At 60.7% G+C, this 8063-nt stretch carries 8 protein-coding genes; 5 read left to right on the top strand and 3 right to left on the bottom strand.

Features of this window, described 5'->3' with window-relative positions; all coding sequences use genetic code 11:
• Both VGI36_12435 and gloA read left to right on the top strand, forming a co-directional pair.
• A partial coding sequence (locus VGI36_12435; protein HEY2485953.1) for a methane monooxygenase/ammonia monooxygenase subunit B occupies window positions 1–1292 on the top strand: 1292 nt, incomplete at its 5' end.
• A gap of 62 nt (window positions 1293–1354) precedes the next feature.
• Window positions 1355–1744, top strand: coding sequence for a lactoylglutathione lyase (gene gloA / locus VGI36_12430; GenBank protein ID HEY2485952.1), 390 nt, complete (start codon window positions 1355–1357; stop codon window positions 1742–1744).
• Window positions 1745–1816: 72 nt separating this feature from the next.
• Here gloA and VGI36_12425 read toward each other — a convergent pair whose 3' ends face one another.
• Complete coding sequence (locus VGI36_12425) at window positions 1817–3100, bottom strand: phytanoyl-CoA dioxygenase family protein (GenBank protein ID HEY2485951.1); 1284 nt, start codon at window positions 3098–3100, stop codon at window positions 1817–1819.
• A gap of 193 nt (window positions 3101–3293) precedes the next feature.
• Here VGI36_12425 and VGI36_12420 point away from each other — a divergent pair, with 193 nt between their 5' ends.
• On the top strand, window positions 3294–4430 hold the full coding sequence (locus VGI36_12420; protein HEY2485950.1) for an epoxide hydrolase: 1137 nt from the start codon (window positions 3294–3296) through the stop codon (window positions 4428–4430).
• A 109-nt stretch (window positions 4431–4539) separates the two neighbouring features.
• Window positions 4540–5586, top strand: a complete 1047-nt coding sequence (locus VGI36_12415; GenBank protein ID HEY2485949.1) for an LLM class flavin-dependent oxidoreductase — start codon at window positions 4540–4542, stop codon at window positions 5584–5586.
• 115 nt (window positions 5587–5701) lie between these two features.
• Here the strand turns inward: VGI36_12415 and VGI36_12410 are convergent, their stop codons facing one another.
• Together VGI36_12410 and VGI36_12405 are read right to left on the bottom strand one after the other, a co-directional pair.
• Complete coding sequence (locus VGI36_12410) at window positions 5702–6397, bottom strand: hypothetical protein (GenBank protein ID HEY2485948.1); 696 nt, start codon at window positions 6395–6397, stop codon at window positions 5702–5704.
• A 283-nt stretch (window positions 6398–6680) separates the two neighbouring features.
• Window positions 6681–7100: a putative toxin-antitoxin system toxin component, PIN family gene (locus VGI36_12405; protein ID HEY2485947.1), complete on the bottom strand. Its 420-nt coding sequence runs from the start codon at window positions 7098–7100 to the stop codon at window positions 6681–6683.
• Window positions 7101–7549: 449 nt separating this feature from the next.
• Between VGI36_12405 and VGI36_12400 the strand changes: the two genes are divergently transcribed.
• A partial coding sequence (locus VGI36_12400) for a biotin carboxylase N-terminal domain-containing protein (GenBank protein HEY2485946.1) occupies window positions 7550–8063 on the top strand: 514 nt, incomplete at its 3' end.

The raw sequence follows: 8063 nt of genomic DNA, 5'->3' as shown, positions 1-8063 counted from the left end.
ACGCGCCAGTACGCTCAGAGCGGTGCGGAGGGGGAGGGATGCTTAAGCGACTACCCGCCTGGATCGTCGCCCTGGCGATGGTTTCCTTGATCATACCAGCCAAGGTGTTCGCGCACGGGGAGGCGGGAGACGAACCATTTCTGAAGGACCTGACCACCGCCTTTTACGACGTGAAAATCTCACCGACTGTGATCCGCGTCGGCGAGCCGGTGACCATCACCGGATCGGTGCGCGTACTCGACACCTGGCCGTACACGCTCGATCCTCCCCAGATGGCGTACATCACTCCGGTGGTGCCCGGCCCGGTGTTCGTGCTGCAGGATCGTACGGTAAATGGCCAATCGGCTCCGGGTTCCTTCTTCGTCGAGCGCAACGGCGTCTACCAGTTCAAAATGGTGATTCTGGGCCGGGAGCCGGGACACTGGCATGTGCATCCGGGAATCGCGATCCAGGGCACCGGCACGCTCATCGGCCCTGGTGAATGGGTCGACGTGCAGCCGGCCGCATCGAAGTTTGTGTTCCCGGTCGCGTTGCTGAGCGGTCAGACTATCGACCTGGACAGCTACGAAGGCGGCTTCGTCTGGTGGTGGTCGCTGGCGGGCTTCCTGCTAGGGGTGGCGTGGATGCTCTACTGGACGTTGGGCCATCGCACGGTCACGAACCTGGCGGTAACCACGCAAATCGGGATCAACGAAGACGCTCCCGACATCGGGCTTATCACGCCGCGCGATCAAATGTGGATGAACGTACTGGCCGGACTCGCGGTGGCTCTGCTCGTCGTCGGATGGTTCTATGCGGCTAACCGGTATCCGGTGCGGCTGCCGCAGCAGACCGCCTGGTTTGTGCCGAAGCCCCTGGCACCCGATGATAAGCTCGCGGAGGTCCAGCCGGAGGGTGCATCATGGAACGACGGCACCGACACGCTGATCATGAAGGTCCGGGCCAAAAATATCAGTCCCGACCCAATCACCGTGAAAGAATACATCATGGCAATGACGACTTTTGTCAACGGCGGCGCCGATGACCAGGCTCAGGCGGGCCCCCACGATTACGTCGGACAGCTCGAAGTAGACCCGAATACCCCGATCGCCCCCGGCGAGACCAGAGAGCTGACGCTCAAAATCACCAATCCGGTTTTGAGCGATGAGCGCCTGATCCCGACCCACGACCCGCAACAGTTCATCGCCGGATTGCTGCGTTTTAAGAACGCGAGCGGCGGGGAGCAGTTCGTGACCACTCGGGTTAGCGTGGTTCCCACCCAGTTCAAGGCACAGTACATTCCAGGATTGTAGGCAAGGTGCTTGTGAATTGCGCCGATTAGAGGCGCGGCAAGTCGAGAGGAGAGAACAATTCGATGCAATTGCTGCACACGATGATTCGAGTCGGAGACCTGCAAGAGTCGCTCAACTTCTATTGTGAAAAGCTCGGCATGAAACTTTTGCGTAAGCAGGATTTCCCGGGCGGCAAGTTCACGCTCGCGTTCGTGGGCTACGGCGACGAGAAAGACCACACCGTCGTCGAACTCACTCACAACTGGGACACCAAGAGCTACGAACTGGGCAGCGGATTCGGCCATCTGGCGATCGGCGTTCCCGACGCGTACCAAGCCTGCGAAGAATTGAAGAAGAAAGGGGTAAAGGTAGTGCGCGAAGCGGGGCCCATGGCCCACGGCACCACCGTGATCGCATTTATCGAAGATCCGAGCGGCTACAAGATAGAGCTCATCCAACAAAAGCCCGCCTGACCGCGACCGCCTTCCTGCGGCGCGAGAAGCCGTCGCAGGAAGTCACAGGCCGGATTGCAGAGACCCCCAGTCTCAGGACCGCTGCAGCTCGTTCGGCGCTCCCGCTCCGGCGAGAATCACTCGCTTCTGCTTGTCTGTATAAGCGAGCAACTGCTGCATGTAGGCAAAACGCAGGTGATCTCGTCCAGCCGCGGACATTTTGTCGAACCAGTCGTCCTCTCCGAGCATCTCGCCCAGGCGCGGCGAATTCCGATGGAGCATCTGCACGTCGGTCTTCTTGGGCTCGAGGCTGCGCAGAATTCCGCGGTTGAAATGCGCGTGGAGCGTGACGCGATCACCGCCTTCGGTTCGATCGCCCTGCCCATGCCACACGCCCTGCGTGAAATACACCACCGACCCCTTCGGCATCTCGATGGGCACCGCGCCGTCGTTGCACTCGCCGGGCCGCGGTGGGCGGCGCAGCCTGTGGCTTCCGGGCACCAGATAGGTGGGCCCGGATTCGATGCGCCAGTCTTCCAGCGCCCATACGCCCACACCCGTCAGCGAGAATTCCGGGTATGGCTCCGGCACGTGTGCGTAGTCCGTATGCATCGGAATGACGCCCGGACCGGGTCCCTTCTTGATGCAACTGAAGGACGCGATGACGGCGCCGCGGCCGAGCGACGCATCGATGAGCGTCATCAGCAGAGGATTCTGGATGAGCTGCTCGAATTCGCGTCCATGATAGAGCATCCAGTTCATCGAGAAGGTCTGGTGCGGCAACAATGCGCGCAGGGTCGCGCGGCGCACCTCGTCGGCGAATTCCGGTGAGATGGCACGCTCGATAACCGTGTAGCCTTTCTCCTCCATTTCACGGATTTTGCCCGAGAGGCCCTGCCGCGCCGCGCGATGTGCGAGGTCGGGATTTTCCACCGTGCGCCGGCCCAGGTGATCGTGCAGCGCGCCCATAAGGTTGGTGGCGTTGTCCTTCAGCGCGCCCTTCACCCGAATCGCATCCCTGCCAAACATGGTGGCAACCTCGCGCACCATCACCTCCCATGCTCCGGGAGCAAGGACGCCCACGAATTGCGCGCCCGCCAACGCGGCCTGGTAGTCGCCCTCGATGGTCAGGTCCGCGCTGGTATTGAACTCGCGCGTGACATTGATGCTTTCCCCGTCATACTGCAGGCTCCACGACGCGACGTCGCCGTCGAATTTTAGATGGGGAGGAGCATCGGTAAGGCGCTCGCTCATCGAAAAAGCCCGCCCGCCTAACTGCTCCTTGTGGTTATTGCACTCGCGCTCGAGGAACTTGCGCGCCTCGTCGAGCCAGGCATCCGACAGAAATTCAAAGCGATTCGGCAGGTTGGTTGTCATCTGGCCTCTCCGGAAACGCAGCGGGCGACTGCTCAACTCCGTTGCTTATCTTTTACCATGCTGCGTTTATTTCCGGCACGCGTTCCAATCCGGGCAGAGGGCGCCAGGAACCCTCGGGGAGATTGCTTGACATGCGAGAGCGGTTCGGAGACTGATCGCGCTTATCCCCCAACCAGTTCGGAGGGCAGCAGCTATGAGCAGTCAAATCGTCCCCTTCAAAATTTCCGCCAGCGATGAGCAGCTCGACGACCTAAAGCGTCGCCTGCGTGCCACGCGGTGGCCGGAGCGCGAATGTGTCGATGACTGGTCGCAGGGACTGCCGCTCGCCTACGCCAAAGAGGTCTGCGCCTATTGGCTCGACAAGTACGATTGGCGGGCGCGCGAAGCACAGCTTAACCGGTTTGCCCAGTTCAAAACCGAAATTGATGGCCTTGGGATCCATTTCTTGCACGTTCGATCGCCGCACGCCGATGCTCTCCCGCTGGTAGTCACCCACGGATGGCCAGGGTCGTTCGTCGAGTTCCACAAGGTCATCGAGCCGCTCGCCAATCCGACCGCGTTCGGCGGCGATGCCAAGGATGCGTTCCACGTCGTATGCCCCACCCTTCCGGGCTACGGGTTTTCCGACAAGCCCACGCGGGCCGGATGGAGCTGTCAGCGAATCGCGGCGGCGTGGTCGGAGCTCATGCCGCGCCTGCGCTACAAACGCTACGCTGCGCAGGGTGGAGATTGGGGCGCGTTGGTCACCACCTGCATCGGCATTCAGGATCCCGCCAATTGCATTGGCATCCATCTGAACATGCCCATCGTCGCGCCCGACCCCTCTGCGCCCGATCTTACGGATCGAGAAAAATCCGCGCTCGCGGGCATGCAGCATTACAACGATTGGGACTCCGGCTACTCCAAGCAGCAGAGCACTCGTCCGCAGACCCTGGGCTATGGCCTCGCGGACTCACCGGTCGGCCAGGCGATGTGGATTCTCGAAAAATTCTGGTCGTGGACCGATTGCAATGGTAATCCCGAGAACGTGCTCACGCGTGATGAGCTGCTCGACAACGTCATGCTGTACTGGCTGCCCGATGCGGCGGCATCCTCGGCGCGGCTTTACTGGGAGAGCTTTCGCAAGGTGCCCACCGACGCGGTGAATCTGCCGGTTGGATGCTCGATCTTCCCCAAGGAGATTTTCCGCAGCTCCAAGCGCTGGGCCGAAAAACGATTCGCGAAGCTCGTGTACTTCAACGAACTGGACAAGGGCGGCCACTTCGCGGCCTTCGAACAGCCGGAGCTGTACCTGAAAGAAGTGCGAGCCTGCTTTCGAAAGATGAGATAACCAGGTTCGCGTGCCGATCGTGGAGGAAAAGCTCGGCTGAACGCGAGAAGGCACTCGCTCCGATTCCACGAACGGCGCACCAACGAAGAACTTGCCGGAGGGCCCGGCCATGCACGAAATCACGTTCGGAATCTTCGATCATATTGAGTGCCGTAAGGACGAACCGCTCAGCGAGACCTATGCGGGACGGCTCAAGATGCTCGAGCTCGCTGATGCGGCGGGGTTTTACGCCTACCATCTGGCCGAGCATCACGCGACCCCGCTCAGCATGGCGCCCTCGCCCGGCATCTTCCTGGCCGCGGTTGCACAACGCACCCAGCGACTCCACTTCGGGCCGCTGGTCTACCTGCTTCCGCTCTACCATCCGCTGCGCCTTGCAGAGGAAATCTGCATGCTCGACCACTTGAGCAACGGCCGCCTCGAAATTGGTGTCGGCCGCGGCATCTCGCCCTTCGAACTGGCGTATTTTCACGTGCCGTTTATGGAGAGCCACGAGATTTTCGAAGAGGCGCTGCAAGTGCTGATAGCGGCGCTGCGCGGAGCGCGGGTGAGTCACAAGGGTCCCCACTACGACGTGCGCGGATACCCGATGGAGCTTCATCCAAAGCAGCTTCCCAATCCGCCGTTCTGGTACGGGACCTCATCTCCGGATCGCGCGGTCTTCGCCGCGCGCCGCGGGATGAACATGGTCGCTCTGGGTCCCGCCAAGGCCGTCAAAATCGCGGTCGAGCGATTCAGAGAGACCTGGGAAATGCAACTGGATGACACCGAGCGGCTGAATGCCCACGTGCGAAATCCATGGTTCGGAGCCGGGCGGCACATCTACGTTGCCGAGACCGACGCGCAAGCGCTCGAAGAGGCCCGTCCCGCGTGGCGGATTTTCTACGACAATATCCAGAAACTTTGGCGCGATTTCTTCACCTCCACCATTCACTTCACCAACGATGTGGAAGTCGCCCGCAAGGGCGGCGCAGCGATCGTCGGGTCCCCGGCGACGGTCCGGGCCGAGATCGAACAACTCGTCGAGCAGAGCGGGATCAATTACTTTGCCCCGGCGATCGCCTGGGGCGGCCTTTCACAGCAGCAGGCGATGCGTTCGCTCAGGCTATTCTCTGATGAAGTAATGCCGCACTTTCACGAGCGTTCCTCGCGTTGAACGATGGAGACCAGGGTCCGAGGGAAAAGCGCGACGAACCCGTCGCAGCAACTACATTGTAATTTTTTTGAGACCGTTCGTTGCCTCCGAGCATCCCGAGCGGGAACTGAGGCCCCTAGGCTCTCGGACGAGCCCTCACTTTGCGCCGCGGACGGGGGAACGATGCGTGGTCTTTCTTTCGCCACGGCAGGAAACCTTGCGACGAACATTCGGCATTCGAGGTGTCTACGATTCGTTCGAGCTCCCTGCGGGCCTCGTCTGCCGACGGCAACGATTCAAGTGCCAGCTCGTGGCGCCGCGCCCAGCTTGGCCAGCTCTCCAACCGTCTCGCATGCGCGCCCGATTCCGTGTGTACATCATCGGCGTGGACCAACAGACGCAGCGCCAGCGAGCGTGCGTCTTCGCGTATCTCCTTGCGCGGCCGCGAGCTTGAAAGCAGGTCCATCCTGATGCTCTCGAGCCGATCGACTTCCGCCAGTATCGCCGACGCCGATCCGGGCAAACCCTCGAGTTGCCACGATTCGTGCGAAATTCCGATCGCAACCAGATGTGGCCACCACTGCCGGTGCACGTAGGTTTCTTTTCCGGACACCAGCTTGATCATCGCAACCTCGCCACTATGCTGGAGCCGCGGACTAACCATGTACACGTCATTACTCAGTGGATGCGCCCACCACGAGCCGCGAATCGGTTGGCCGATCGTCAGTCGGGTGAGACTCGGAAAAGCGCTGTCATGAACCAGGAGCAACCCACGCGACCTTACTTCGGCGAGAGCCTCATCGAAACCTGCGTAGAGCCTTTGACTCGTCACTTGCTGAATCTCAGGCCGGGCTGATGACGACTACCCTAACCTGGCATTTCATCGCCCGGCCGCGGCGGCTTCCCCCCGCGCCGCTTCATGATACGGTCGAAAGCCTTGAAATCCGCCCGCCTCTTCCGGTCCGCAAAGAACCGCGCCGTTTCAAGCGCGGAGATTTTTTCGGCGACGGCGGTAGCCACGAACTGGTTGATGCTGGTTCCATCCTCACGACTCAACCGCTCCACCGCCTGCTTCAGGGAGCGAGGGAGCCGTAAAGGATATGTATTCGTCTCTTTCATGATAATTTGACCCTCATAATAGCTTCCCGCGGCTGTAGCAGTTGGATGCCGAACCGCGCCGGTGCTGTCCCAAAATCCCGTACATTGAAGGTGACGAGCGCATCTGCACGGCCGTTCACCGCCGCTTCGAGTACCATCTCGTCACCTGCGTCGCGAAGCTGAGGCCTCCAGAGAAAGTGCGTTGCGACTGGCTCCGCCATAGCAATCACCGCGGTTAGGAAGATATCGACTTCCTCCTCTGACAGGCCGGAGGCCAATCGATGCTCCGCCTGAAAGCATACCGCTTCGTATTCCAAGGCAAGCGCTACGCTCAGCAATAGTGTGGCTCGGTCCCGTCGGATAAAGCGAAGAATTTCAGCGGAGGCCCCAGTCGGACTGCGCATGGCCGCCACGATTACGTCCGTGTCCAGGACCATCCTCATATCACATACGATATCATATCATTTATGATGTACACGGGAACGTGCCTTCGGGGCTCCTGAATCCCCTCTGCCGGCCAGAAATGCTCCTTCAAATAATCATGATAAACTGAAGTCAATCCGCAAGGGCAGCCTGCGATCGTCTGCAGCCGGGTTCCGAAACCTTTTTCCCGTGGGCCAACGCCAGACCGGCAAGGCTACGCGGCCGACTATCTCAAGGAAGCGGTTGCTGCCGAGGCTCTGGTCAGAAATCTCCCGGTTTTCTCCGAGTTCCTGAACATCGCGCTGTTGTCAGAATACTAAGCTGGTCAATTTCTCGACGATCGCCCGCGATTGTGGACCCTCGAGTCACACCATCCCGCGAAATCTCGGCGATATCCATGCTATGAGTCAGCAGGATGGGGAAATCGATCCGACCTTTCGAAACGTTCCCAGGCAACGCAGTTATGCAGTCACTTGAGTCCAGGACCCTGCTGGTCGCCAATCGAGGTGAAATTGCGATTCGCGTGATGGAAGCGGCGGCCGCGCTCGGCATGCGCACTATCGCCATCTTCTCGGAAGACGACGCCAACTCGCTACACGTGGTCAGAGCCGACGAGGCGCGGCGCCTCACCGGAACGGGGGCCGCGGCTTATCTTGATGGCGACCAGATCGTGGCTGTTGCAAAAGACGCAGGTTGCCAGGCGATTCATCCGGGCTACGGATTTCTGAGCGAGAACGCCGCCTTCGCGCGCCGTTGCGGCGAGGCCGGCATTATCTTCACCGGGCCCAGTCCGGAACTGCTCGAGCTGTTTGGCGACAAGGTCGAGGCGCGGAAACTGGCCCAGCGCTGCGGCGTGCCAGTGCTTCCGGGCACGGCCGGGCCCACGAGCCTGGATGACGCGAAGGCGTTTTTTCACTCCGCAAGCGCAAACCCAGTGGTCATCAAGGCCGTGGCCGGCGGAGGCGGGCGGGGGATAC

The sequence above is a fragment of the Candidatus Binataceae bacterium genome (genome assembly GCA_036495685.1).
Classification (GTDB): domain Bacteria; phylum Desulfobacterota; class Binatia; order Binatales; family Binataceae; genus JAFAHS01.
This window is presented reverse-complemented; position numbering and strand designations above follow the sequence as displayed.

Bases quoted from the DNA above. Each gene is read 5' to 3' on its own strand.
- gloA (HEY2485952.1), top strand. From the start codon at position 1,355: ATGCAATTGCTGCACACGATGATTCGAGTCGGAGACCTGCAAGAGTCG.
- VGI36_12425 (HEY2485951.1), bottom strand. From the start codon at position 3,100: ATGACAACCAACCTGCCGAATCGCTTTGAATTTCTGTCGGATGCCTGG.
- VGI36_12420 (HEY2485950.1), top strand. From the start codon at position 3,294: ATGAGCAGTCAAATCGTCCCCTTCAAAATTTCCGCCAGCGATGAGCAG.
- VGI36_12415 (HEY2485949.1), top strand. From the start codon at position 4,540: ATGCACGAAATCACGTTCGGAATCTTCGATCATATTGAGTGCCGTAAG.
- VGI36_12405 (HEY2485947.1), bottom strand. From the start codon at position 7,100: ATGGTCCTGGACACGGACGTAATCGTGGCGGCCATGCGCAGTCCGACT.